Origin of the sequence: Ruegeria sp. HKCCA0370, assembly GCF_013033705.1 — a bacterium.
Taxonomy (GTDB): Bacteria; Pseudomonadota; Alphaproteobacteria; order Rhodobacterales; family Rhodobacteraceae; genus Ruegeria.
In genome coordinates this window covers 221,062-246,118 of the sequence record NZ_WQEP01000003.1, presented here as the reverse complement: position 1 = coordinate 246,118, position 25,057 = coordinate 221,062, and the positions used below count along the sequence as shown (strand labels likewise).

Genomic DNA, 25,057 nt, shown 5'->3' with positions numbered 1-25,057 from the left:
GACACCATGTTTCAAATGACACTTTCTTTCAACGGCAGAACCGTCGCATAAGTGCAACAGAAACCCGCGATCCCTGGCTGAACCGAGCGCCGAGATTGATTTGCTACGTTGAACCGTTGGCAACATACTCAGCAATGGCGGCCCGGCTGCCACGCTGCCATATCAGGGTCAGCCAGCGGGCAAAGGCGTTGGAAAACTGTGTGCTGATTCCAAAATCACCGCTGTAGAAACCCTGTTCCAACCAAAGCTCAGGATCAGCTTTGGACGCTTTTGCAGTGCTGTTCAGGCTTTCCCACTGGGGATCATTGGGGGTGATCTCGGAGCCATCTTCACGAATACCCGCGCACATCCGGCACCAGAACGCTTCGGCGAGGGCGAGCCCGTTTGCAGAAGACCCTGATGCAAGTGCATCACGCAGCGACGGCAGCAAAAATCCGGGATGTCTTGCCGATCCGTCGAATGCAACCCTGCGTGTGGTGTCGTGAATCGCCGTGTTCGCAAATCGGCTCTCGATCAACTCAAGGTACTCACTTGCAGTGGTTTCGGGAGCCGCTTCGACATGCGGAAGGATTTCTTCAAACTGCACTTTTCGAAAAAACGCCACGATGTCCGGGTCCTTCATGCAGTCGGCAATCGTCGGAACACTCAGTACTTCTCCGACATTCGCCAACAGTTGATGACCTCCGTTCAAAATGCGCAACTTCATGGTCTCGTAACCATGGACGTTGTTGGTCAGTATTGCGCCGACGTTTTCGAGGGGCGGACGTCCGGCGCAGAAGGCATCCTCGATGACCCATTGACGAAAGTTCTCATGCGAGACGGGCGCTCTGTCATCGACGCCAAGGGCGCGGCATTGCGATACCAATTGGTCGGTCGTCGCTGGTACGATGCAATCCACCATCGAGTTGGGAAACGCGCCACGCCTGTCGATCCAGTTGGCCAGTTCCGGGTCGGACATGCGCGCCAATCCCACAACACAGTTTCGCAAAATCGTTCCGTTGCCCTGAAGATTGTCGCAGCTGAGCGCCGTGAACGGGTTGAGGCATTCGGCGCGCCGTCGTCTGAGTGCCGCAACCATTGCGCCAAAGGCCGTACGGGGCTGATTGGGGTTTTCTGCGTCATGACGGATATCTGCGTGATCGAAATCGAATGCGCCGCTGTTGGCATCCAGAAAATATCCCCCTTCGGTAACAGTCAGCGAAACGATCCGGGTGGCCGGGTCGGCCATCGCGTGGATGAGGGCAGCGTTGTTTTCTTCGATCGGCAGGTAATCGATCATCGGGCCAATCACCTCGGCGGACATTCCGTTTGGCCCCAACTCGATCAGCGTTGTGAGGCAATCCTGCGCCAGCAATCGTTCTCGCATGACGGCGTCATAGCTTCGCACACCCGCTCCGACGATTGCCCAGTCATGGGCCAACCCCTGCTGCATGAGCCGATGGATATACCAGGCCTGATGCGCGCGATGGAAGTTACCCAATCCTATATGAACGATGCCCGGCGTCAGATCCGTACGTTCATACATCGGAGTCTTCACGGTGGTTGGCAGCTTGGAAAGGCTCTCTTGCCGCAGCCGTGCAGGGGTTTTTGCGTTCGCCACAGGGTCCATCAGCTCATCCAATTTCCGCCGTCGACATTGTAAGTCTGCGCGACGATATACTTGGCCTCGTCAGAGGCCAGAAAAACCGCCATGCCCGTCAGGTCTTCCGCGCGCCCCATGCGGCCATATGGAACAGCTGCCGCCACTTCGCGCTTCTTCTGGCCAAGGGGCTTGCCTTCGTGTTTTGCAAAAAAGGCGTCCACGCCATCCCAGTGTTCGCCATCGACTACACCGGGGGCAATCGCGTTTACATTGATCCCATGAGAAATCAGGTTCAGCCCCGCCGATTGGGTCAGTGATATGATCGCCGCCTTGCTGGCGCAGTAGACAGCGACCAACGGTTCACCCCTTCGCCCGGCCTGCGAGGCCAAATTGATAATTCGGCCTTTGGTTCCGTGCTCGATCATATGTTTGGCGACGGCCTGCATCGTAAACAGCGCGCCCGCGACGTTGATGTCAAACACACGATTGTAGTCGGCGCGCTCGATCTCGACGAATGGTGCGGCGCTGAAGATGGCCGCGTTGTTGATCAAAATGTCGATTGGGCCGAATTGCGCCGCGGTTTTGGCTATGGCCTGATCGATGCTCTGCTGGTCGGTCACGTCCATTTCGACAGCGAAAGCCGCCGCGCCAATTTCAGCGACCGCGTCCTGCGCGCGCTGGATGTCGATGTCGGCGACTGCGACCCGCGCGCCCTCTGCCACATAGGCCTTGGCAAATGCCAATCCAATGCCCCGCGCAGCCCCTGTAATCAGGGCGGTTTTGCCCGTCAGACGTTTCATTCGATCCGCAGACCGTCTGCGTCAAATCTGTGGATCACATCGGCGCGTGGGGTCAGATGAATGCGATCCCCATGGCGAAAACCAACCTCGCCATCGGCACGAACAGTGATTGTCTCGGCCAGTCCGGTGTCGTGGACGTGGAAAAACGTGTCCGAACCGAGGTGTTCAGAGACGCTGACACGCCCGGACCATTCTCCTTCGGACTCCGACACCGCGATGTGTTCCGGGCGAATGCCGATCGTTTGCGCGCCGTGCTTTGCTGCTTCGGGCCCTTCGATGAAGTTCATCTTGGGAGAGCCAATGAATCCCGCAACAAACAGGTTTCGTGGCGTTCGGTACAGTTCCAGCGGGCTGCCAACCTGTTCGATCACGCCTGCCTGAAGTACAACGATCTTGTCCGCCATCGTCATGGCTTCGACCTGATCGTGGGTGACGTAGATCATCGTTGTCGCAAGGCGTTCATGCAGCTCGCTGATCTCCAACCGCATGCCCACCCGCAACGCTGCGTCGAGGTTTGAAAGCGGCTCATCGAACAGGAACGCGGCCGGTTCACGAACGATTGCCCGACCAATGGCGACGCGCTGGCGCTGACCACCGGACAACTGGCCCGGGCGGCGATCCAGGTAATCGGTCAGGTTCAGGACACTGGCCGCACCTTCAACCCGCTTATCGATTTCAGCCTGATCCAGTTTCGCCATGCGCAGCGGAAATGCGATGTTCTTGCGAACGGTCATATGCGGGTAAAGCGCATAAGATTGGAACACCATTGCCAGCCCCCGTTTGGCGGGCGGCACGTCTGTTGCGTCTGCTCCATCGATTTCTATGTGGCCACTGGTGATGTCTTCCAGCCCTGCGATCAGGCGCAGCAGCGTGGATTTTCCGCAGCCCGAAGGGCCGACGAAAACGGTGAACTCGCCATCTTCAATGGTCAGGTCCAGCGGAGGGATGACCTGAACGTCGCCGAAGCTTTTGGTCACGGACTTGAGTTGTATGCGTCCCATGAGGAATGCTCCTTATTTCACAGCGCCGAAGGTCAGGCCGCGGACAAGTTGTTTCTGGCTGAACCAGCCAAGGATCAGGATGGGCGCAATTGCCATGGTCGAGGCCGCGCTGAGCTTGGCAAAGAACAGGCCCTCGGGGCTGGAATAGCTGGCGATGAAGGCCGTGAGCGGTGCCGCGTCAACAGCGGTCAGATTGAGGGTCCAGAACGCCTCGTTCCACGCAAGGATAAAGTTCAGCAGGACGGTCGAAGCGATGCCGGGAATGGCCATGGGGGTTAGGACATAGAGGATTTCCTCTTTCAGCGTCGCCCCATCCATCCGCGCGGCTTCCAGAATTTCACCCGGAATTTCGCGGAAATAAGTGTAAAGCATCCAGACGATGATCGGCAGGTTGATCAGCATCAGCACCACGACCAACCCTCCGCGCGTATCCAGAAGGCCCAGTTGGATGAACAGCAAGTAGATCGGGTACAACACACCTACGGCTGGCAACATCTTGGTGGACAGCATCCACAACAGGATGTCCTTGGTTCGTTTGGACGGAACAAACGCCATCGCCCAGGCGGCGGGGACGGCGATGATCACGCCCAGCATGGTCGACCCACCGGCGATGATCACCGAATTCCACAAGAACCGCATATAGTCCGAGCGTTCCTGCACGATGGCGTAGTTTTCCAGCGTCCAGTCAAAGTTCAAAAACAGGGGCGGGCTGGCAATGGCCTGCGCTTCGGTTTTGAAGCTGGTCAGGATCGTCCAGAGGATCGGGAAGAAAATCAGCAGTCCAACAGCCCAGGCAAGGGCGGTGTTCAGCGATTTGCGTCGAGATGTGACAGCGCGGGCCATGGGTTTTCCTCCTCACGCGTCCAGGTTCTTGCCGACGATGCGCATCAGGAAGATCGCAACGATATTGGCAAGGATGATTGCGTAGACACCTCCGGCTGATCCAAGGCCGACATTCTGGCTTTCCAACACGCGCTGGAAGATCAGGTAGGTGAGTGTACGGGTGCCGAAAGCGCCGCCGGTGGTCACGAAGATCTCGGCGAAAATCGACAAAAGAAAGATTGTTTGGATCAGGATCACAATGGTGATCGCACGGCCCAGATGCGGCAGAATGATGTGATAAAAGCGCTTCAACGGCGGTGCACCATCCATCTCGGCTGCTTCCAGTTGCTCGCTGTCCAGCGACTGAATGGCGGTCAACAGGATCAGCGTTGCAAAGGGCAGCCATTGCCACGAAACGATCATGATGATCGAGGTCATCGACGCCTCGGACAACCACGAGATCGGCTCGGCCCCGAAAAAACGCCACAGATGGGCCAGCAAACCATTGACCGGGTCCATAAACATGTTCTTCCACACCAGCGCAGACACGGTGGGCATGACGAAGAACGGCGCGATGACAAGGATTCGGACAACGCCTTGCCCCCACATCGGCTGATCCAGCAGCATGGCAAGCAGAATTCCGAGAATGACGGTTATGATCAGAACACCGCCAACAATGACCAATGTTGCCTGCACCGCGGGCCAGAATGTACTGGACGAGACAAAGCGGACATAGTTGTCGAACCCGACCCAGCCCAGATCACCCCCGCGCAGAGGCAGATATTTTTTGAAAGAAAAGTACAGCGTCATCGTTAATGGCACGAGCATCCAGCCAAGCAGCAGGACCACTGCGGGTGCCATCATCAGGCGAGCAACGGATCGGGAGTGTTGAGTAGCCATTACGCAAACCCTCTCTGTTCAGGCGTAACTCAGCCTGCGAGAAAAACGCGAGTTGTGGAAGTGGAGAGAGCAGGGGACAGATTACCTGTCCCCTACTGGGAGGGATGCCTCAGTACCCTGCGGCTTCCATTTCTTCGGCTGTAAAGGCCTGCGCCTTTTCAAGCGCTTCATCTACAGTCTGCTGTCCGGCATAAACCGCCGAGAATTCCTGACTGACCTGTGTGGCAATGCCCGCGAATTCCGGGATCGCAACGAACTGGATGCCAGTATAGGGTGTTGGCTTGGCACAGCAGTTCTGCGGGTCGGCCAACAGGATCGACTCGAGCGTCATCTTGGCGAACGGAATGTCCTTGTAGTTCGCGTTCTCATAAAGCGAGGTACGCGCGCCCGGAGGGACATTGGCCCAACCTTCGTTTTCCGCCACCAGTTCGATGTAATCCTTCGAGGTCGCCCATTCGATGAACTGCTTGGCTGCATCCTCTTTCTGGGTTCCCGCCGGAATGGCCAGTGCCCAGGCCCACAGCCAGTTGGCGCGCTTGTCGACGCCTTCCGAATTTGGTGCCAGTACAAACCCGACCTTGTCCGCGACAGTTGAATCATCCGGATTTGTCACGAAGGACGCCGCAACAGTGGCGTCGATCCACATTCCGCACTTGCCCTGCTGGAACAGCGACAGGTTTTCGTTGAAGCCGTTGGTCGCGTAACCGGCAGGGCCGGATTCATTCATCATGTCGACAAAAAAGGTCAGCGCCTCTTTCCATTCCGGCTGATCAAACTGAGGTTTCCAGTCTTCATCAAACCATCGCGCACCAAAGGAATTCGCGGTCACAGTGATAAAGGCACCGCCCTCACCCCAACCGGCCTTGCCGCGCAGGCAGATGCCGTTGATGTCGTTGTCGCGGTCCGTCATCGCAGCCGCCGCCTCGCGGATAAACTGCCATGTCGGCGCCTCAGGCATCTCCATCCCGGCCTTTTCCATCAGATCGGTGCGATACATGATCATCGAGCTTTCGCCATAGAACGGTGCCGCATACAGCGTGCCCTCATGGCTCAGGCCAGCCGCCGTCGCAGGAAGCAGATCGCCGACATCATATTCCTCTGACAGTCCATCCAAAGGAACCAACCAGCCATTCGCGCCCCAGATCGGCGTTTCGTACATGCCGATGGTCATGATATCGAACTGACCGCCCTTGGTGGTGATGTCGGTGGTAACACGCTGACGCAAGACGTTCTCCTCCAGCGTCACCCATTCCACGTCGATACCAGTCGCCTCGGTAAAGTTGTCGGTATAGCCCTGCATCCGAATCATGTCGCCATTATTGACGGTTGCGATCGTGATCGTTTCTGCATGGGCCGCGGCCGTTGCGACAAAGGTTAAAGCCGTCGCCGCACGAAGTGCGTTCTTCAAATACATCCTTGTCCTCCCTGAGCTTGGATGCCGTACACAGAAAGTAGTGTTTAAATTGTCGCGGCATCAATAAAAACTTTACGCGCGTTAAAAGTTGTTGGTTACGCGGAATCCCTCAAAACCAATCTTGCGGGAAACAACGTTTCTGATCGCGTCTTGAATTTCCCTCCACTTTCAATGAGTTGAAACAGGGTTTCGACGCTGCGAACGGCGACATTGTCATAGTCATGAGCCGCCGTTGTCAGGGATGGGCAAGTGAACTGCGCAAAGGGATGGTCATCATTTGAGGCCACGCGCAGCGCGCAACTGTCATCACGACCGACGCGAATCCCCTGTTTGTAGCAAGCTGCAAGAAAGCCAATGGCTAGTCGATCATTGCTGCATAGTACCGAGTCGGTTCGCAAACCGCGTTCTTCCAGAACTTTCAGCGCCCCTCTTTGGCCGATTTCTTCAAACGCCCAGCCTTTGCCTTCAACTTTGATAATATGCGGCTCGAGTCCGAGACGTTCCATCACTTTGATATAGGCTTTCCTTCGCTTGTTGGCGTTTGGGTTCGCAGGTGTGCGCATTTCAAAGAACGAAGGCGGTTCACCAGTGCGGGTCATGTATTCGACGGTTTGCGAAACAAAACTGAAGTTATCAGAACCAACGAATGCAGCCCCCAAACCATCGAGATTACTGTCAAACAAGATCGTCGGAACATTGGCACAGAATTTCTCTATTGCTGATCTGTCCGAAACGCGTCCGAGAGGCGCCAAAAGTACCCCTGCCGGCTTCATGGATTGCAGACCGTCCAGAATTTCGTTTTCCAGCTTTTGTTCACCATGAGAGCTGAACAGGAACGGACGGTATCCGGCCGCGATACAGCTTTGTTCCAGATAGCGTGCGATTTCTGCAAAGAACGGATCGGCCAGATACGGTACGACGATACCGATATTCTTGGTAAGCTTCCGGTTCTGGTTCACCGCGTAAATGTTGGGGCGATAGTCGAACCGTTCCAGCGCCTCTTCTATTCGGGCCGCGTCGTGGGGCGAACGCTGTCGGGATCGTGAAAGTATTTGGATACCGTGGGGCGCGAGATGCCGCTGAGCGCTGCAAACTCTTCCATATTCTTTATCTTGGTCATGCCAGTCTGCCTGCTGGTTTTGTTCGCCGTGAATTTATCATAGATTTACATATTCTTTGCGCGCGCTAATAAATCAATAGCCAGAGCGTCCTCACGCAACCAGCGCGCGACAAGGCGTTCAAAGGGTTTCGAGAGCGAAGCCGGTCTTTTGGCAAGATTCATTCAAATTGATGACAAGGCTGGCAAAACGTATCCAGGAAGGTCTGTGTGTAGCTTGGCCGGCGCTTACGGCCGATAACTGTGGACTGAACAGCAGGCTTGGAAGGGGTAAGAAAAAGGCTAGAATATTATGATCAAACACTGAACCCAAATTCTTGACGATCTTATCTAAGCGATTGGTTTTAAACTATGGATGCTATTGCCCAACTGACCAATTGGATGATTGCCGAGGGGCGTCGTTCGGATGACCCGGAAAAAGTGGTGTCATATTTCTGTTCGTCTCTGATCGAGGCGGGTGTGCCGCTCTGGCGGGTCAATATCGGTCAGCGTTTCGCCAATCCGCTGCTCATCGCATGGGGGATCGTCTGGACACCGGATGGCACCGAAAGCTATGACGTAACACATGAGACCATGCTGACGGATGGGTATGTCGGCAGCTCATTCGAATACATTCTTGAACACCGGAACCCACTTCACAAAAGTCTGCGGCAACTGGACCCCAGGACTGAGCACTCATCATATCTTGATTTCGCTGAGCTGGGTGGCACCGATTACTATGCTACGCTGCTTTATTACGGAGACGGATCGCTGCACGGCTGCACTTTTGTCACCCGGTCGCCAGAAGGCTTCTCGCCCCGGCATCTGAAAATGATTGAGGATGCATTGCCCGCTTTGTCCTCTGCTCTGGAACCGGTCACGATGCGCAAGTCGTCCAAAGGTCTTCTGAGAACCTATCTTGGCGATGGGCCCTCTGATGCTGTGTGGAACGGGAGGATCAAGCGAGGGGAACTCACGACCCTTGACGCAGTTGTCATGTTCTCTGACCTGCGCGGTTTCACCGCTCTTTCGGACAGGGCATCCGAAGAGGACGTTTTCGACATGCTGAGTGGATATTTTGATCTGGTCGTGCAGTCTGTCGAAGAGAATGGCGGCGACATTCTCAAGTTTATGGGAGACGGCATTCTGTCGATATTCACCGTCGCGACACAGCAAGATTTGAACGACCAATGCAAAAGGGCAGCACGGGCCGCTCAAAGCGTATTGACCGGTTTGGCCGCACTCAACCATCGCCGCGAAGAGGCTCGGAAGCCGCCGTTGGATATAGGCATCGGGATCAATGTCGGACAGGTCAGCTATGGCAATATCGGCAGTCCCGGCAGGCTGGATTTCACTGTTCTGGGTAGGGCAGTCAACCTCGCAAGCCGTATTGAGGGGTTGACGAAATCCCTGGGCCAAAGAGTTCTGGCGACGTCAGCCGTTGCCGCTGCTTCGCCTGACCTGTTCTCTGCTTGTGGGTTTCACGAAGTTCGAGGGCTTGCCGGATCCATCGAGTTGTACTCTCTCGTCGAAAAGGAGCATCAAGGCAGTCCCATACCGGATCGCCACATTGATCCGGACAACATGGATTGAGAATCGCAAGCTTCTACATTGTCCTCAATGGCCGGTTTCGATTTGGGCTGCGGGCGACCGGGCCTCGCACTGCGCTGACTAAGGTCCCGTCGCAGGACCCTTGGACGAAACGTATTCGAGTTCAAGGGCCTGGGCGCATCCGAAGCTGATGCTGCGGACACACCTGGCCTTTTCGTGTCACAAAGCAATCCGGGCCGAGGTCATGGCTTTTCCGTAACCACCCGCCATGAGGCCGTGATCGCACCATTCTCGATGTCAAGTTCGACCTTTATCAGGCTCGGGCTTGCCGGGTTCATAAACACCCCTTGTTCGATTTCAAATGATCGCTGAGACGTGCCGCCGAAATCATGCAACACGCATGCAAGTGGCCCAGGTGCCATCCCCGTGGCGGCTTCTTCATCTATCGCGTATCTGGGTGCGAACATACGGGTTGTGGCGTCCCGGCTGGTGATTGAAGGGTCTTTCGTGAATACGTAATAGCCAATCAGATCCAGTTGCTCGCTGATTTGCTTGATTTTGGCCAAATCTGGTCTGATTTTGGCAAGGCCCGCCGCATCCGAAAGACCGACGAGGATGAAGCTGTTGCCGGTGTTGACCAAAACCGGAGCAAACCTCTGATCCAGGTCAGTTTTGTCGACCCCGAGAGAGCTCAGCACATCGTCGAGTTTCACGCCCTTTTAGATCCATTCCTGAGCACCCGAGTAGCGTGGGGCCAATTGTTCCATATAGGCGGCGCCGTCTTTCGTGAGTATGCGCCTGGGGCCATCAATAGTTTCCTTTGACGTATCGGGCTTGGGGATCCGGCCAAGTGCATCAAGGTGAGAGAAGGCGGCGATTGTTGCATGACCGCAATGAGCGATGCGCCGGTTCGGTGTGAAGAAATCCAGCTTGAAGCCTTCCGTCTTGGACCGCGAGACAAACGCCGTCTCGGACAATCCAACTCTTGCCGCCGCGGTTTGCATATCTTGCGCGCTCAGATCATCAGCGTCCAGAACGACGCCTGCGGGGTTTCCTCCGGTGCCGCCATCGACAAACCCGTGCACGATTTCAACCGTGACTTCCTTGGCAGTGTTTGTTTGCGTATTCATTGATCGTCTCCAAACATGAGGCCGCGCCTTTGATCGAGGCGCGGCCAGTTGCGCATCAGTTGCCGGCGGCGGTGATGCAATGCAGGAATGCGGTCATCCGTTCCGCAATTTCAGGCCCATATTCTTCCAGCGCGAAGTGTCCGGTATCAAGCAGATGAAACTCAAGATCCTTCAGGTCGCGTTGATAGGGTAGGGCGCCTTCGGCCGGAAAGATGTGATCATTCTTACCCCACATCAGCAGCGCAGGTGGTTGATGCTCACGAAACAACGCCTGCCATTTCGGGTACTCGGCAACGTTGGTGCCGTAGTCCAGGAAAAGTTCAAGTTGCACCTCCTGATTGCCTTCGCGATCAAGCAGGTATTGGACGTGCCAATAGTTGTCCGGGTTGATCAGTTCCGGCCTCTGTACACCGTGGGTGAACTGCCACTTGGTCGCATCCAGAGTAAGAAACCCACGAAGCTGGTCGCCATTCTCTTTCGAGGGGTCGGCCCAATAGGCTTTGATCGGGTCCCAGAATTCGCGCAGCCCTTCCTCATACGCATTGCCGTTCTGAATGACGAAGCCGGTGACCCGTTCGGGCTGTTCGGCAAACATCCGGAATCCAACCGGGGCACCATAGTCCATCAGATAGACCGCGTATTGATCGACACCCTTCCGATCCAGCAGGGAGGTCATGATTTCGGCGATATTCGCAAAGGAATACTCGAAATCTTCGGCTTGCGGCATGTCCGACGCCCCAAATCCGGGGAAATCGGGCGCAATCACGTGATAGTGCTTGGCCAGCTCGGGGATAAGGTTGCGGAACATATGTGACGAGGTCGGAAACCCATGAAGCAACAGAACGGTTGGCCTGCTCGGGTCTCCGGCCTCACGATAGGCGATATTGACCTCGCCGATTTTTTCTGCGCGGAAACTGACCGCTTGGGTGGCTTCAATGCCGGTCTCACTTGCGATTGCAGGGGCCGGAGTTAATGGCACCGCGATGGTAAGCGCGAGAAGACTGGCGCTGAGGATGGATTTCAAATTGCGCGACATGGGTATTTCCTTTCTTGGGGTTTTGGGGCGCGTCTGAACGCGCGGGGTTCAGCATCGGTCAGCGTTTATGGCCGGGCTTTTCGTTGCGCTCTGCGTTTTGAGCTTTCAGTTCCGCCAGTTCATCGCGAAGCGGCGCCATGTGCTCTTCAAACTCTTCCAGGGTCAGGCGTTGGGGGATGTGCTGCGGGCAGTTCCAGTCCATCGCTTCAAGCTTGATCACAATGGCCCGCTCTGGGTGGCCCCTGTAATTCGGGTCATGCAAACGTTGCATCAGGGCCGGATCATCCGCGCCATCAACAAGTTTCGCCCGGCCCCAGATCTTGAGGCGTCTCCGGTTGGGATAGTCCATCAGGATCAATGAAATGCGGTCGTTGTTCAGCAGGTTACCTGCGCTCAGATATTGCCGGTTGCCGCGAAAATCCGCGTAGGCAAGCGTCCGTTCATCCAGCACTTTCAGAAAGCCTGCCGGTCCGCCGCGGAATTGAACATAAGGCCAGCCGGTTTCAGAGACGGTCGCCTGATAGAAGCCGTCCCTTTGTGCGATGAAGCTGGCTTCGACCGGGCTGATGAGGTCTTCCTGAACAGCGCCGGCCAGAAACTTTGCGTAGCCTTCAGCCGATCCGTTCTTGGCCTGTGTTGCACGTACGGAAGGCGTAAAACTGATTTCTGCAAATGGGCGTGTCATTGAATTCTCCATCTCAGCCGGGCAGAGCCCTGGGGTTGAGGTGAAGCTAGTCAAAGCCTTGGTGTTGCAGAATATCCCTATTTGGCAATATATTATTCCAAAATATGGAATAGTTGTTTGGATAGATTTCACGCACTGAGCGTTTTTGTGAAGGTGGCCGAGCTGAAAGGCTTTGCGGCCGCGGCGCGCCACCTCAATATGTCGCCACCAACGGTAACCCGACTGGTCTCCATGCTGGAGGACAGCCTGGGGCTTCGTCTTTTTGTGCGCACCACGCGATCAGTCATGCTGACGGACAGCGGGCGAAGGTTTTTTGAAGATGCCAGACGCATTTTGATGGATCTCGAGGAGGCAGAGCGTGCCGCCGTCGGATCCTATGCCGAACCGACCGGGGAACTCAGCGTGACCGCATCGGTGTTGTTCGGCCGCATGTTCGTCACTCCGATTCTGGGTGAATTTCTGGAACTGCATCCAAAGATCTCTGCGCGCACTCTCTATGTGGACCGCGTGGTCAATCTGGTGGATGAGGGCCTCGACGTCGGCATCAGGATTGGAAATCTTGCAGACTCAAGCCTGATGGCCTTGAGATGCGGTGCGGTGAGGCAGGTCGTGTTTGCCGCTCCGGCATATCTCGATACGCGCGGCGAACCAGACACACCCGACGACCTGGCCAATCACGCCATCATAAACTCAACCGCCCTGCACGCCTCGGCCCAATGGCATTTTCAAAAAAGCGAAATGGTTATGACAAAGCGCGTAAACCCGCGCATCAGCATGAACACCAATGACGCGGTGATCGAGCTGGCCCTGCAAGGGCATGGCATCGGGCGGCTTTTATCCTATCAGGTTGCACCCTACGTTGCGGACGGGCGGCTCAGGACCGTTCTGAATTCGTATGAACCACCCGAGGTCCCCATCCATCTTGTGCATCAAGAGGGCCGCACCGTGTCTGCAAAAGTGCGCGCTTTTGTCGATTTTGCGGCCAAGCGTCTCAAATCCGACCCCTATTTGGATGGATTCCGACACAGGCCTGAGAGTTAGGCCAAAAGATTCGCTGAACCACGCCATCCGGTCGCGGCCAGCATCACCACGGTCCTGACCGGCAGATCACTCTGGGCATGCCCTTTGAGGTGATACAGCGCGGGGTCTGCCCATATGCGAACATGTGCAACAAAGCTCGCCACCAACCGGATTTGCCGGCACGAAACTGAAATCTCAGATCCCGGGTGCACACGCTTTTCGAAGCGATAGGGCCAGCATTGAGCATGCAATCACGTTTGACCCATGGTTTAATCGGTCTTGCCCCAAGCATCGTGCGCGATCAGCGCGGCCTCGACCCGGTTTCGGGCGTGGAGCTTGGACAGGATCGCCGTCATGTAGTGCTTTACGGTTTTTTCCTGAAGATCCAGTTGATCTGCGATCTCCCGATTGCTCATCCCCTTCGCCACACGTCGAAGTATTTCTTCCTCGCGATGCGTGAGATCATCCAGAACATCACTGTCTTTGGAAGCTTCCGCCTCTCTGTTGATCTGAAGCAGCACGCGCGAGGCCAACCCGGGCGACACGAATCCTTCACCTGCGGCGATGCTGCGCAATGAGGCTGTCAATTCGCTGGCTGTCACACCTTTGACGATGTAGCCGATTGCCCCTGCTTCCAAAGCATCCGCAACGTCACTGTTGTTTTCCGAGACCGTCAATATCGCGATGAATGGCGGGTTTGCCATAGCCGCGATTTTTCGCGTCGCATTTATGCCGCCCCCGGGCATCGAAAGATCGAGGATGGCGATGTCAGGTTGATGAATGCCGACAAGTGAAATTGCCTCATCCGCGCTCGAGCCGGCAGCGAGAACTTCGAACCCATCGGCTTCGTCCAATGTCCGGTGCAAACCGTCCCTGAAAATCGGGTGATCATCCGCTATTACGACAGATGTTGTCATGACGTACTCATCTTTCTGGGAAATAATGTCATTGTGACAGAGGTGCCTTTGCCAGGGCTTGACCAGACTTCGAACCTGCCACCGATACTCTCAACACGATCTCGCAAACCCAGAAGCCCCTGGCCTCCATCGTCGCGCAGTACTTTTCCGTCCGAGGGGTCAAATCCGGGCCCGTCATCGTCGACATGAATGACGACCCGATCGTCATGCGCCTTGCAAATGACGGTGCATCGAGAATTCGGAGCATACCTGGCGGCATTGGAAAGCGTTTCCTGAAGGAACCGAAAAACACACAACTTGTCGGAGACGGACAACTCGATCGTCTGGCTTCCCTGAAGTGAAACTTCTGGCCGCAGCGGGCTGTGTTCCGAGTGATCTTCTATGGCTCTTTTCACCACATCAATCAGCGCCAGATTGTCGATGTCCGGAGCGGACAAGCCCCGCGACAACGCACGAATTTCGGCCAGGGACTTCTGCAAAGACTGTTGTATTTCCTCAGCTTCCGCAGGCTTTTCTGGCCTGTCCGAGAACGCCGCCTCCAACCTGAGGGCCGCAAGGGACAGGTATTGAGCTGGGCCGTCATGAAGCTCGGAACCAAGTTTCTTCAGAAAGCGATCCGTTTGCGTGGCATATCGTTCCGACGCTTCGACCACGCGCGACCGCAGCCTGGCGTTCTGCTCTGCCATCTGCTCACTCTCTTTCAGACGCCGCTCCAACAGGCGCCCCTGGCGTCGAATGGTGTTGTCACCGATTGCCACGATGGAAAACAGCACGATTGTACTTGCTGTAAATGCTGACCCGACGACCAGCCAGCTTGTCCGGCGGGCTCTGGCCATATCAACTTCCAGCTGTTCAGCTTTCTCGTAAAACTCTGCAACTGCGATGATATCTCCTGACCAGAGTTCTCGGATCGGGCTGTACACTTCAAGTAGCGGGATCCCAAGTGCTGCTTCTGCGGCGCTTTCAGCATGGTCGAGATCTTCGAAAGAACCCGAAATCTCTCCGCTCCAGGCTCGGCTCAGATCATCAGTCGGGTCGAAGCGGCGTCCAATGATGGTTGGATCCGATGCGTGCGCGATCACGCCGCCTTGTTTCCAAAACTTGAAGGACACAATGCGGTCCCGCATTGGCTGGGTCATGAATATTTCGTCCAGTGCCCGCCTTGCTTGATCTGAGAGACGATCCCCGTATGCAAGTTCCTGGCTGAGAGGGGATACGATGCTCTCCATATACAGCGCTGCGGAATTGGCTGAATTTTGCACAACTGCATTCTCGATCCGATTTGACACCCATACGCCAACTATCGCGGTGGCCGTTCCCATCACGACAATGCAGGCCGCAAGGAAAACTCGCGACAATGACCAATTGCGAACTGACAGATCGGAAATCTCGGGTCTCATTTCGTGTTCAACTATGAACGACAATCCCTGACCGCACCACCGACCTTGGTCTGAACTCATCAGCGTTCGGTTTCAGAATTTGGATCATGTCGACCCCTTGATCGCGCAATCGCGCAGGCGGCGGACAGAAGGCACGCGTGGCCTTGCAGGAGGTACACGGAGTTCGCTCAAAACTCCGTCCAGACGACCAGCGCATCGGCCCAAAGCCGTCCTCGGAGGAGCCACACCTACGGGCGAGTATTTTTTTGTCACCCCGGCAGAGCAATGGACAGGCGTTCAACCAAAGCTCTTTGCACAATGGCAAATCTGGGAGTGCGCGCTATCTCGTCCAGTGTCGCCACCCACAGCGGAACGTCTATTCCGGGATCAATTTCTGACGACCGATGAAGCCGAGGATCCGCATTCCCGATAAACGAGGGCAGAAACGCTTTGCCCACCCCGGATGCCGCCATCTGCTGAAGCACCAAAAAGCTGTCTGCCCCGTTGGCCATCTCATCGGCGCTGACATGTTCGGCCAACCATTTGGCGGGAAGCGAGCGGCTCAACGCCCCATCAAGCCTCATCCATTTTCGGTTTGGGGAACCATCGTCAAAAACGCCGAATGACAATGTTCCCGCTCGTTCGCTGACAAGCCCTTCTTCAAGTTTGATCGAGGGTCGCACGGCGATGTCCGCGGTCAACCTCGACAGATCATGATGGCTGTTGCCACTTAACAAAGTCAGTTCCAAGCCGGGGTAAAGCCGCGATATCTCAGTCAATATTTGGGGCAGTACAAGCTGACAAAGGCTGTCCGTGGACGCAATGCGGACTTGACCCGCAGGGGACCGGTTTGCCCCAACTATTGCCCGCTCTACGGAAAGTACGGCCTCTTCAACGCTTTCCATCGCCGAAAGAATGGCTCTGGCCTCGGGCAGGGCGGTGTACCCTGACGGGTGTTTTTGAAAGATCACGCATCCAAAACGGTCTTCAAGCGCGGCGACTCTACGCAGCACTGTTGCATGAGTGACACCCAGCGCCCCGGCAGCCGCATTCAGTGATCCGTGTTTCCTTACGGCCAGCGCGTATCGAAGATCATCCCAGTTTTGGTTGTGCATAAATTAACAAGGAACGACGAGTAACAAACAATTACAAGAAAAATTGTTCAGGTTAATATCCGACGCATTGAACAGGGAGACGCACAATGATCAAGAAAATCCCGGCCGTTGCGGCAGGTTTGTTGTCGGTAGCTATCATTGGATCAGCCATCGCCCATGAAAGCGAAAATCCTGCGGTGAAGGCTCGGACCTCAATCATGCAGCTCTATTCCTTCAATCTTGGCACATTGGGCGGCATGGCCAAGGGAGAGGTTGAATATGATGCCGAGGCAGCAACACGGGCCGCAAATAACCTGGTTGTTCTGACGCAGATCGATCAAGCTGCGATGTGGCCTGCCGGATCCGACAATGCGTCCGACCCGTCCACCCGAGCCTTGCCAGCCATCTGGGAGAACTTCCCGGATGTAAGTGCAAAAGGTCAGGCCATGGCTGAAGCCGCGGTTGCGATGCAGGCGGCGGCAGGCCAGGATGTCGATGCCCTGAAAGCGGCGATGGGTGATCTGGGCGGATCGTGCTCGGCATGTCACAAAGCTTACAGGGCGCCGAAAGACTAAAGGAGCGCTGGCCATGCGGCGTTTGTTCATTTTCGCCGCAGGTATCGCTGTACTGGTCGGGCTGGTCGGTTTGGTGCTGACCCGTCCGAAAACAGTTGACCAGACACAACTGAACGGGGTTGTTCCGGATCTCAGTCGAGGTGAGACAGTGTTTTACGCGGCTGGATGCGCGTCCTGTCATTCTGCTCCGAACGCAACGGGTGAGGAAAAGCTGGTGCTCGCTGGCGGCCGTCGGTTTGCGTCGGATTTCGGCACGTTCATAGCCCCGAACATATCCAGTGATCCGGTTACCGGCATCGGATCGTGGTCCGCATTGGATCTGGCCAATGCTCTGCTTCACGGGACCGGGCCCGAAGGACAGCATTATTTCCCCGCATTTCCCTATACATCCTACGCCAACATGTCAGCCGAGGACGTTGTTTCGCTGCATGCCTTCCTCGGCACTCTGCCGGCGGTTCCAACCCAAAGCGCAGCGCACGAGGTTGGCTTTCCCTTCAATATTCGACGCGGGCTGGGCGGGTGGAAGCTGTTGTATCTGAAACCGGGCTGGGTTGTGCAAGGCGATCTGACTGACCAGCAAATTCAAGGCCGATACTTGGTAGAGGCGTTGGGACATTGCGCAGAATGTCACACGCCGCGCAACGCGCTAGGGGGCCTGAAACGCGATCTCTGGCTGACAGGTGCACCAAACCCCAGCGGAAAGGGACGCATCCCCGGGCTGACTTCTGCCCAACTGGATTGGTCCGAGGCTGATATTGCCGAATATCTGAAATCCGGCTTCACACCGGACTATGACAGCGCGGGTGGTGAGATGGTGGAAGTCATCGAAAACACATCCCGCCTTACGGATGACGACCGTCTGGCGATTGCGGCCTATCTCAAGGCCGTGCCCGCGTCACCGACAGGCTCGCCGTCAGAGTAACCCTTTTTGGCGCCATGCGGCCGATGCCAGACGTCCTTGCCAGCCGTCAGCACGAAGCCGCAAGGCCTATTCCCTTTTCGCCAAACTCCTGTTTTACGTTCTGGGCACCGGAACGCAGCACACGCCCGCGTTTCTGTTCAGTATTGATTGAGGGTCGTGGCCAAATGACACAAAAGATAGCGCTTTGGTCCATTCCGATATCCCTGGCGGTACTGGCCCTGAAGCTGCTGGCCTGGTGGCTGACAGGTTCGGTGGCGTTGTTGTCGGACGCGATGGAATCCACCGTCAATGTCTTGGCGGCCCTGCTGGCTTATTTTGCGGTTCGGGTCGCAAACAAGCCCCCTGATGAAAACCACCCCTTTGGTCACAAGAAAGCCGAGTATCTTTCCGCTGTCGTCGAAGGCGCATTGATTGTGTTGGCGGCGTTCTTGATCATCAGAGAGGCCGTGCTGGCACTTCCCACCCCACATCTTGAGGATGCGCCTTTTCTTGGAATCGCCGTCAATGTCATTGCAACGGGCGTGAATGGCGCATGGGCCTACTTGTTACTCAAAATCGGCAGGCGTGAGGGTTCACCTGCATTGGAGGCAAGCTCGCGGCACATTTTTACAGACGTCATGACGTCAGCGGGTGTCATCGCGGGGCTCATACTTGCACTTGTCACCGGCTGGCTGATCCTTGACCCGATCCTAGCAATCCTGGTCGCGCTGAACATCCTGTGGGAAGGTTGGAAAGTCATTCGTGCGTCCGTTGACGGGCTGATGGATGTAAGCCTTTCTGACCATGACTTGCAGGTTGTTTCCAGCACCATTGAAAGCAACCTAGGTGCTGCGCTGGAATATCACGACCTCAAGGGGCGTAGATCCGCGAATGTCATCTTCGTCGAGTTTCACCTCGTTGTGGACGGCGCAATGTCGGTCAGCGCGGCCCATGACATCTGCAATGAAATCGAACACGCATTGGAACGTCTTTATCCGGGTTCCGTCTTTTTCATTCATCTCGAACCCGATGATGAGTTGAAGGGCAACGGAGCAAAACCCAGCCAGGTTTCTTAAACCAATCGGTGCAACTGAATGCGGCGCAAGTCGTGGTCATGGATGGGACGTTCGGCCTGCAATTCATCAGACCTAAGCCCGATGTCGGGACGCAAAGCCCCGGATAATCTGTCACCGACACCATGAATTGGGTCGAACAGAACTGGAGGCGAAAAAATGAAATTTCAAGGAAAACTGGGCCAGCTTCTCAGCACAGCAGCTCTGGCTTCGTTGATTGCCGCGACGCCTTACGTGCCGAAGTTTGACACGGAAGGTCGCCTGCACCTTGAACCAGCCTATGCCTTTGCCAAAAGCAGCAGCGGAAAAGATGGAGATGGTGGCGATGATGACCGGGGGGATGATCGCGGCGGCGAACGGGACGACAACTCGGGGTCGGGCAACAGTGGTCGCGGTGGTGATCGCGACGACGACAGGGACGATGACCGCGACGATGATCGGGACGACGATCGGGACGACAATTCCGGATCCGGCAAAGGTGGTCGCGACGACGATGACGATGACTCGAAGCGTTCAAATCGAGGCAGCGGCAAAAAGGATCAATCCCGGTCAGGCGGCGGATCATCGCGCTCTGCCGGCATAACGAAGGTTGAGACGAACGCCAACGGCATCGAAGTGCGCTATGCCGATGGAACCAAGGAAGAAATCGAAAACGGTCGGTATGAAAGAAAGAATGCTCAGAACCGCACTGTGGAAGAACGGCTGGCGACAGGCGCCGATGTCTCAAGGCTCCGGTCATTGGCAGATGGTATCTCCATCGACAACGTGCGCGCGTCCGGCCAAGGAGGTTCTGCGGGAAGCCGCCCGACGAAGGTTGAACGTCAGGGCAACAATATCGAAGTGAACTATGCCAATGGCTGGAAAGAAGAGATCGAGTTTGGCCGTTACGAATTGAAGGACCCGTTCAACCGGACCGTTGTCGAGAGAAATGCAACCGCCGCTGACCGCCGGAGATTGCAGGCGGCAGCCAACTAGGCAACAATAACAGGTCGAAAGACAAAAGGCGGCTCCTCATCGTCAGAGGCCGCCTTTTCCTATCGTCATTGCCGCCGGTTATTGGCGTACTGCATTGCGATCAAGGGCTTCTTGCCCAAAGTGCTGACGCAAGATCCCGCCTAATACGACAGGCACGGGTATAAATGTCGCAACCCGCCATGACCCGAAGTTTCATGTATGTCCTGCCCCTTTCGCGCTTGCAACAACAACCCATCCACTGGTTGTGAACCCTAATCCTAGCGTTCACCGCGCCGATAGGGTGCCATCAGCGCAGCAGGCACCTCGGCCCTGCGGGCGACGAGAACGAGCGCGACGATGGAAAGCACATAGGGCGCCATCAGGAAGAGTTGATATGGCACGCCTTCAATCGCCGTTTGCAGCCGCAATTGGTATGCATCGAAAAAGGCAAACAACACGGCGCCAATCAACGCCTTGCCGGGCCGCCAGCTTGCGAACACAACCAGCGCGATGCAGATCCAGCCGCGTCCTTGAACCATGCCCGGAAAAAAACTGTTGAACGCCGTTGTCGTCAGGAACGCGCCACCCACTGCCATCAACGCCGATCCGAGAACCACTGCACCAACGCGAATACGGATGGGGTTCAGCCCCTGCGCCTCGACCGCGTGCGGGTTTTCACCTGTCATGCGAATGGCCAGCCCCAACGGTGTCCGGGCAAGGACGTAAGCCATCACAGCCACCGCAAACAGCGCCAGATAGGTCGGCAGGGCCTGGGAAAACAGGATCGGACCCAGAATGGGGATGTCGGAAACACCCGGAACATCGAGAGGCTGGAAAGGTTCTATCGTCGGGGGCAGATCGCCCACTTCAACAAGCAACCGGTAAAGGTAGTAAGCCAACGCGGACGCAAACAGCGTAATGCCAAGCCCCGATACATGTTGCGACAAACCAAGCGGGACCGTCAGCATGGCGTGCAGCAATCCCATCACCGCGCCGCAAAGCGCGGCAATCATCAGGCCCACCAGCAAAGGTGCGCCCATGTAGACGGCAAGCCAACCGCTCATCGCGCCCATGGTCATGATCCCCTCGATCCCCAGATTGAGAACACCCGAACGTTCACAGAGCAACGCGCCGAGGACTCCGAAAATAAGCGGCGTTGCAATGCGCAGCACGGACGCCCAGAGGCTGGTATTCAGCAGCAGATCAATTGCATCACTCATCGGCGCACCCGGTAAGTTGTGAAAAGAAGGGCCACGATCATGGTGAGCAGGCAGAGCGCCACGATCACATCGGCAATGAAGCTGGGAACGCCGGTTGCGCGGCTCATGGCGTCGGCCCCGACAAAAACTGTGGCAACGAATACGGCGGCGGCGACCACACCGGCCGGATGCAATGCGGCAAGCATTGCGACGACGATGCCGGCATAGCCGAATCCGGGGCTCATGGTCGTGGTGACCCCGGCTGTAACACCCATGACTTCGACGGAACCTGCCAGACCCGCCAAAGCACCGGAGAGCAGAGCCACAGCCATGATCGTTCGGGGCAGAGAAACTCCGGCAAAGGCAGCGGCACTGGCGTTCAAGCCTGCGGCGCGTGTTTCAGCGCCAAAAACCGTGCGGGCCAAGATCAGCCAAACAACACCTGCTGCCGCGATGGCAAAAAGCAGCCCGATATGAAGGCGCGTGCGGGGGATAAGATCCGGCAGGCGGTACTCTCCGCTCACTGGCACGGAGGAAGGCCAGCCAAAGGCCATCGGATCGCGCATCGGACCCTCGATCATGAGGCCGACGAAAAGGATCACAATGAAGTTGAGCAGCAGGGTCGTCACCACCTCATCCACCCCGAAACGCAGGCGCAAATAAGCGGGGCCCGCCAACAGGGCCGCACCCGCCGCCATGCCCGCCAGCATCAAAATCGGTATACCGATCCACCCGGGAACCCCGAGAGAATGCCCGATCCAGGCGGTAATCAGTGCGCCGACAAAGAACTGCCCCTCGCCGCCGATGTTCCAAAGACGCGCCCGAAAGGCGACGGCCGCGGCCAGCCCGGTAAATATCAGCGGCGTGGCGCGGGTCAGCATCTCGGTGATCGAAAGGCGTGACCCAAGGGCGCCGGTCAGCATTTCACCATAGGCAGTCAACGGGTTCACACCTGCCGCTGCGATTAAACCCGCAGCCAATAACAACGCGGTAAAGATCGCGGCCAGCGGCGCAATGACCACAAGGTACAGCGGTACATATGTGCGTCGTTCAAGCCGCATCATCATCTTCCTTCCAGACACCTGCCATCATCAGGCCAAGGCGTTGCGGGTCAGCCTCATCAGCGGATATCGGTTTCGACAATCGACCCTTAACGATCGCCTGTATTCGGTCTGAAAGAGCTACGGCTTCTTCAAGTTCTTCTGAAATAAGCAGGATCGCAGCACCCTCGGCCCGTGTGGCCAGAAGCTCGGCATGAACTGCGGCAATTGCCCCTTCATCAAGGCCCCGCGTCGGCTGGTTGGCGAGCACGAAACGCGGTCCGTTGGTCAGGACTCGCCCCAGGATCAGCTTTTGCATGTTGCCGCCAGACAGCAGCCGTGTGCGCGTGTCGGGACTGGCCCCTCGGATATCAAATCGTTCGATAAGCCCTGCGGTGTATTCTCGGGCGGCGCGTTGTCGGACAAAGCCTCGGCGCGAAAACTCTGGTGTGCGCAGACGTTCAAGAACTGCATTTTCCCACAGGCTCAATTCACCTACGACACCTTCTGCATGGCGGTCTTCCGGTACCCTGCCAGCGCCAGCCTGAATCATGCCGCGCGGGCCCAGATGGCCGATATCCTTGTTCAGCAGTGTCAACTGACCGGCGCTTGGGTGGATCAATCCAGACAGCAGCCCGCCAAGCGAGGCCTGACCATTGCCTGATACGCCGACGATACCAAGGATCTCGCCTGCATGGACGGTGAATGACACGTCATCCAGCCGCAATTCACCGTCTTCTTCCACGCGCACATCGTTTGCGACCAGAACCGGCGCGCCAATCTCGTGGTCTTGACGAACGGGTCGTTCCACCTTGCGGCCAACCATCAGTTCCGCCAACTCTCCGGGGGTGGTTTCAGGGGTCCTGCGTTCCGCGACCAACCTACCGCCACGAAGAACGGCAACACGGTCAGAGGCCGCCATGACCTCATGCAGTTTGTGACTGATGAAGATAAGCGACAGACCCTCTTTCGTCATGTCGCGCAGCGTCTCAAACAGGCGCATTGCCTCGGGCCGGGCCAGAACGGCCGTGGGTTCATCCAGGATCAGTATGCGCGCGTCTCGGTACAGCGCTTTCAGAATTTCGACGCGTTGACGTTCACCCACGGAAAGGGACTTGATCTTGTCGTCGGGGTTCACGGGCAGACCAAACCGATCCGCGATCTGCAACAACTTTGCGCGCGCCTCGCCACGTGCGGACCGTGCGCGTGTCAGGGGTTCTGAACCAAGCATGACGTTTTCAAGAACCGTGAGGTTGCCCGCAAGCGTAAAGTGCTGGTGTACCATGCCCACACCTACCTCGATCGCTGCGCGGGGCAGACCCGGAGGCAACGCTTTGCCAAACACCCTGACAGAGCCTTCGTCTGCTGCGTAGTGGCCGAACAGGATGTTCATCAGCGTCGTTTTACCTGCGCCATTTTCACCCAACAATGCAAGGATTTCACCCTGGGCCAATGACAGGGTCACATCATCATTGGCGGTAAGCGTTCCAAAACGCTTTGTTATGCCGTGAAGTTCCAGAACCTTGTTCATGTGGGCAGGCCTGCGATTGGAGACGGAAAGGTAAGTTCGGGCGCACGCGCCTCGATCAGAGCGCCAAGTTTCAGCAGCGCAACATCCGAGCCGGGTGGTCCCATCAGTTGCACACCGATTGGCAGGCCATTTGCCATGCCAAAAGGCAATGCCAAAGCCGGCAAGCCTGCAACATTGGCAAGTGCAGCGTTTGGGGCAAAGGCCTCCAGCCGCGCCATGTGTTCATCTGCGGAGCCGCCAGACAGATCCAAAGTGCCGATAACGGGCGGCGCAGACGATAGGACCGGCATCAGGACAGCATCGACAGAACTGAAAAGCTTGCGAGCACGATATGTCAGGCGCGCAAGCTGTCTTGAGGTCGCAACAAGCGCGGTGACAGATGTGGCACGGCCCTCGGCAGCCATGGCGGCGGCAAGCGGTGGAACCTGGTCATCACAAAGCCTGAGTGCAATGAGCCACTCGGCCAGCGAAACAGCCAGTATCGTGCGGGCAATTGCATGAGCCTCGGCCCCCATCTCGTCCGGGGTACAAATGTCATGCACCTCGCACCCTGCATCGCGCAGAGCGTCAGCCGCATCCTTGGCGGCTTTGCACTGGTCAGTTCCGCAACGCTCGGGCAGTGCCAATGCAATGCGGGGGCGGTCCGCCGGATGTACCGGGGCCATGGGCTGGGCTACGGCTTGAAAGGCGGTTTCCACATCGCGAACGGACCGCGCCAGAACCAGTTCTGACGCTATCCCCATCAGGTGATTGGTAAAATCAGGGCCTCCGGGCACCGCACCACGAGACGGCTTGAGCCCGGTCAAGCCGCAGCACGCGGCTGGGACTCTGATAGATCCGGCCGCATCCGTGGCATGAGCAATGGCGACGATGCCGCCTGCAACCGCAGCCGCGGCGCCGCCAGATGAGCCACCGGGCGTCAACGCGGGATTCCACGGATTGCGGGCCGCAGCCATGCCATCTGGTTCGCATGTCAGGGAAAGGCCGAATGGCGGTGTTGCCGACACGCCAAAAGGGATCAGACCGGTCTGGCGCAAATCCTGCAACAGGCAGCTGTCAGTTTCGGATTTTCGCCCTTGCGCGCGGATTGCCGCAGACCCGGCAGCAGCGGCCAGCCCCTTGGCGGAACCGCCGAGGTCTTTGACCAGGAACGGAACCCCGTGAAAGGGCCCGCGTCGATCAGATGGCGCTGCATCTGCCGCCCTCGCGCCGGCGCGGGCCATGTCTTCGTCCAGAAACACCACGGCGCCCAGATCCGCCTGCCCGTGGCAGGCGGAAAGGCTTGCTTCCATCGCATCGGTGGCAGTGATCTGCCCCGCAGAAACGGCAGCAGCAAGAGCCGTGGCATCGGTCACGT

21 protein-coding genes and 2 pseudogenes are annotated in these 25,057 nt (G+C 56.9%); 6 read left to right on the top strand and 17 right to left on the bottom strand.

The window, feature by feature from the left end; translation table 11 throughout:
* Window positions 1-103: 103 nt before the first annotated feature.
* From GOW31_RS09780 to GOW31_RS09750, 7 genes and pseudogenes are all read right to left on the bottom strand, one after another.
* The gene (locus GOW31_RS09780) at window positions 104-1,609 is read right to left on the bottom strand and encodes a mannitol dehydrogenase family protein (protein WP_171169666.1); all 1,506 of its coding nucleotides are present in this window, start codon (window positions 1,607-1,609) and stop codon (window positions 104-106) included.
* Complete coding sequence (locus GOW31_RS09775) at window positions 1,609-2,382, bottom strand: L-iditol 2-dehydrogenase (protein WP_171169664.1); 774 nt, start codon at window positions 2,380-2,382, stop codon at window positions 1,609-1,611. The genes GOW31_RS09780 and GOW31_RS09775 overlap by 1 nt, the downstream gene beginning before the upstream one ends.
* The gene (locus tag GOW31_RS09770; RefSeq protein ID WP_171169663.1) at window positions 2,379-3,383 is read right to left on the bottom strand and encodes an ABC transporter ATP-binding protein; all 1,005 of its coding nucleotides are present in this window, start codon (window positions 3,381-3,383) and stop codon (window positions 2,379-2,381) included. Before GOW31_RS09770 ends, GOW31_RS09775 begins: the two co-directional genes overlap by 4 nt.
* A 12-nt stretch (window positions 3,384-3,395) precedes the next feature.
* The gene (locus tag GOW31_RS09765) at window positions 3,396-4,226 is read right to left on the bottom strand and encodes a carbohydrate ABC transporter permease (protein ID WP_152460301.1); all 831 of its coding nucleotides are present in this window, start codon (window positions 4,224-4,226) and stop codon (window positions 3,396-3,398) included.
* 12 nt (window positions 4,227-4,238) lie between these two features.
* Window positions 4,239-5,105, bottom strand: coding sequence for a carbohydrate ABC transporter permease (locus tag GOW31_RS09760; protein WP_171169661.1), 867 nt, complete (start codon window positions 5,103-5,105; stop codon window positions 4,239-4,241).
* A 109-nt stretch (window positions 5,106-5,214) separates the two neighbouring features.
* The gene (locus GOW31_RS09755) at window positions 5,215-6,519 is read right to left on the bottom strand and encodes a sugar ABC transporter substrate-binding protein (protein WP_171169657.1); all 1,305 of its coding nucleotides are present in this window, start codon (window positions 6,517-6,519) and stop codon (window positions 5,215-5,217) included.
* Between the two features lie 95 nt (window positions 6,520-6,614).
* Window positions 6,615-7,639, bottom strand: a pseudogene (locus tag GOW31_RS09750) (LacI family DNA-binding transcriptional regulator).
* 348 nt (window positions 7,640-7,987) lie between these two features.
* Here GOW31_RS09750 and GOW31_RS09745 point away from each other — a divergent pair.
* Window positions 7,988-9,208, top strand: coding sequence for an adenylate/guanylate cyclase domain-containing protein (locus GOW31_RS09745; RefSeq protein ID WP_171169655.1), 1,221 nt, complete (start codon window positions 7,988-7,990; stop codon window positions 9,206-9,208).
* A gap of 200 nt (window positions 9,209-9,408) precedes the next feature.
* Here the strand turns inward: GOW31_RS09745 and GOW31_RS22030 are convergent.
* The 3 genes and pseudogenes from GOW31_RS22030 to GOW31_RS09730 all read right to left on the bottom strand — a co-directional run bounded on the left by GOW31_RS22030 (window position 9,409) and on the right by GOW31_RS09730 (window position 12,017).
* Window positions 9,409-10,296 (bottom strand): annotated as a pseudogene (locus tag GOW31_RS22030) (PhzF family phenazine biosynthesis protein).
* Between the two features lie 55 nt (window positions 10,297-10,351).
* Entirely contained in the window at window positions 10,352-11,332 is a 981-nt protein-coding gene (locus GOW31_RS09735) for an alpha/beta fold hydrolase (RefSeq protein ID WP_171169654.1), read from the bottom strand.
* Between the two features lie 58 nt (window positions 11,333-11,390).
* The gene (locus tag GOW31_RS09730) at window positions 11,391-12,017 is read right to left on the bottom strand and encodes a pyridoxamine 5'-phosphate oxidase family protein (protein WP_171169652.1); all 627 of its coding nucleotides are present in this window, start codon (window positions 12,015-12,017) and stop codon (window positions 11,391-11,393) included.
* A gap of 117 nt (window positions 12,018-12,134) precedes the next feature.
* Between GOW31_RS09730 and GOW31_RS09725 the strand changes: the two genes are divergently transcribed.
* Window positions 12,135-13,058 (top strand): LysR family transcriptional regulator, encoded by a 924-nt coding sequence (locus GOW31_RS09725; protein ID WP_171169650.1) that lies wholly within the window; start codon window positions 12,135-12,137, stop codon window positions 13,056-13,058.
* Between the two features lie 248 nt (window positions 13,059-13,306).
* On the opposite strand, the gene GOW31_RS09720 is transcribed toward GOW31_RS09725, so the two are convergent.
* From GOW31_RS09720 to GOW31_RS09710, 3 genes are all read right to left on the bottom strand, one after another.
* Window positions 13,307-13,954 (bottom strand): response regulator transcription factor, encoded by a 648-nt coding sequence (locus GOW31_RS09720; protein WP_171169648.1) that lies wholly within the window; start codon window positions 13,952-13,954, stop codon window positions 13,307-13,309.
* A complete protein-coding gene (locus GOW31_RS09715) occupies window positions 13,951-15,093 on the bottom strand; it encodes a sensor histidine kinase (RefSeq protein WP_171169646.1) in 1,143 nt (380 codons plus the stop codon). Before GOW31_RS09715 ends, GOW31_RS09720 begins: the two co-directional genes overlap by 4 nt.
* A 509-nt stretch (window positions 15,094-15,602) precedes the next feature.
* Entirely contained in the window at window positions 15,603-16,448 is an 846-nt protein-coding gene (locus GOW31_RS09710; protein ID WP_171169644.1) for a LysR family transcriptional regulator, read from the bottom strand.
* 86 nt (window positions 16,449-16,534) lie between these two features.
* On the opposite strand from GOW31_RS09710, the gene GOW31_RS09705 reads away from it, so the two are divergent.
* The 4 genes from GOW31_RS09705 to GOW31_RS21865 all read left to right on the top strand — a co-directional run bounded on the left by GOW31_RS09705 (window position 16,535) and on the right by GOW31_RS21865 (window position 19,951).
* On the top strand, window positions 16,535-17,002 hold the full coding sequence (locus GOW31_RS09705; RefSeq protein WP_171169642.1) for a cytochrome c: 468 nt from the start codon (window positions 16,535-16,537) through the stop codon (window positions 17,000-17,002).
* 13 nt (window positions 17,003-17,015) lie between these two features.
* On the top strand, window positions 17,016-17,924 hold the full coding sequence (locus tag GOW31_RS09700) for a cytochrome c (protein WP_171169640.1): 909 nt from the start codon (window positions 17,016-17,018) through the stop codon (window positions 17,922-17,924).
* Window positions 17,925-18,088: 164 nt separating this feature from the next.
* Window positions 18,089-18,979: a cation diffusion facilitator family transporter gene (locus tag GOW31_RS09695; RefSeq protein WP_217356655.1), complete on the top strand. Its 891-nt coding sequence runs from the start codon at window positions 18,089-18,091 to the stop codon at window positions 18,977-18,979.
* A gap of 156 nt (window positions 18,980-19,135) precedes the next feature.
* Entirely contained in the window at window positions 19,136-19,951 is an 816-nt protein-coding gene (locus tag GOW31_RS21865) for a hypothetical protein (RefSeq protein WP_217356654.1), read from the top strand.
* Between the two features lie 257 nt (window positions 19,952-20,208).
* Here the strand turns inward: GOW31_RS21865 and GOW31_RS09685 are convergent, their stop codons facing one another.
* From GOW31_RS09685 to GOW31_RS09670, 4 genes are read right to left on the bottom strand one after another with little or no spacing between them, the layout of a single operon-like run.
* Window positions 20,209-21,150, bottom strand: coding sequence for an ABC transporter permease (locus GOW31_RS09685; protein ID WP_171169638.1), 942 nt, complete (start codon window positions 21,148-21,150; stop codon window positions 20,209-20,211).
* Entirely contained in the window at window positions 21,147-22,190 is a 1,044-nt protein-coding gene (locus GOW31_RS09680; protein ID WP_171169636.1) for an ABC transporter permease, read from the bottom strand. Before GOW31_RS09680 ends, GOW31_RS09685 begins: the two co-directional genes overlap by 4 nt.
* The gene (locus GOW31_RS09675; RefSeq protein ID WP_171169634.1) at window positions 22,180-23,700 is read right to left on the bottom strand and encodes an ABC transporter ATP-binding protein; all 1,521 of its coding nucleotides are present in this window, start codon (window positions 23,698-23,700) and stop codon (window positions 22,180-22,182) included. Before GOW31_RS09675 ends, GOW31_RS09680 begins: the two co-directional genes overlap by 11 nt.
* Window positions 23,697-25,055 (bottom strand): amidase, encoded by a 1,359-nt coding sequence (locus GOW31_RS09670; RefSeq protein ID WP_171169632.1) that lies wholly within the window; start codon window positions 25,053-25,055, stop codon window positions 23,697-23,699. Before GOW31_RS09670 ends, GOW31_RS09675 begins: the two co-directional genes overlap by 4 nt.
* Window positions 25,056-25,057 lie beyond the last annotated feature (2 nt).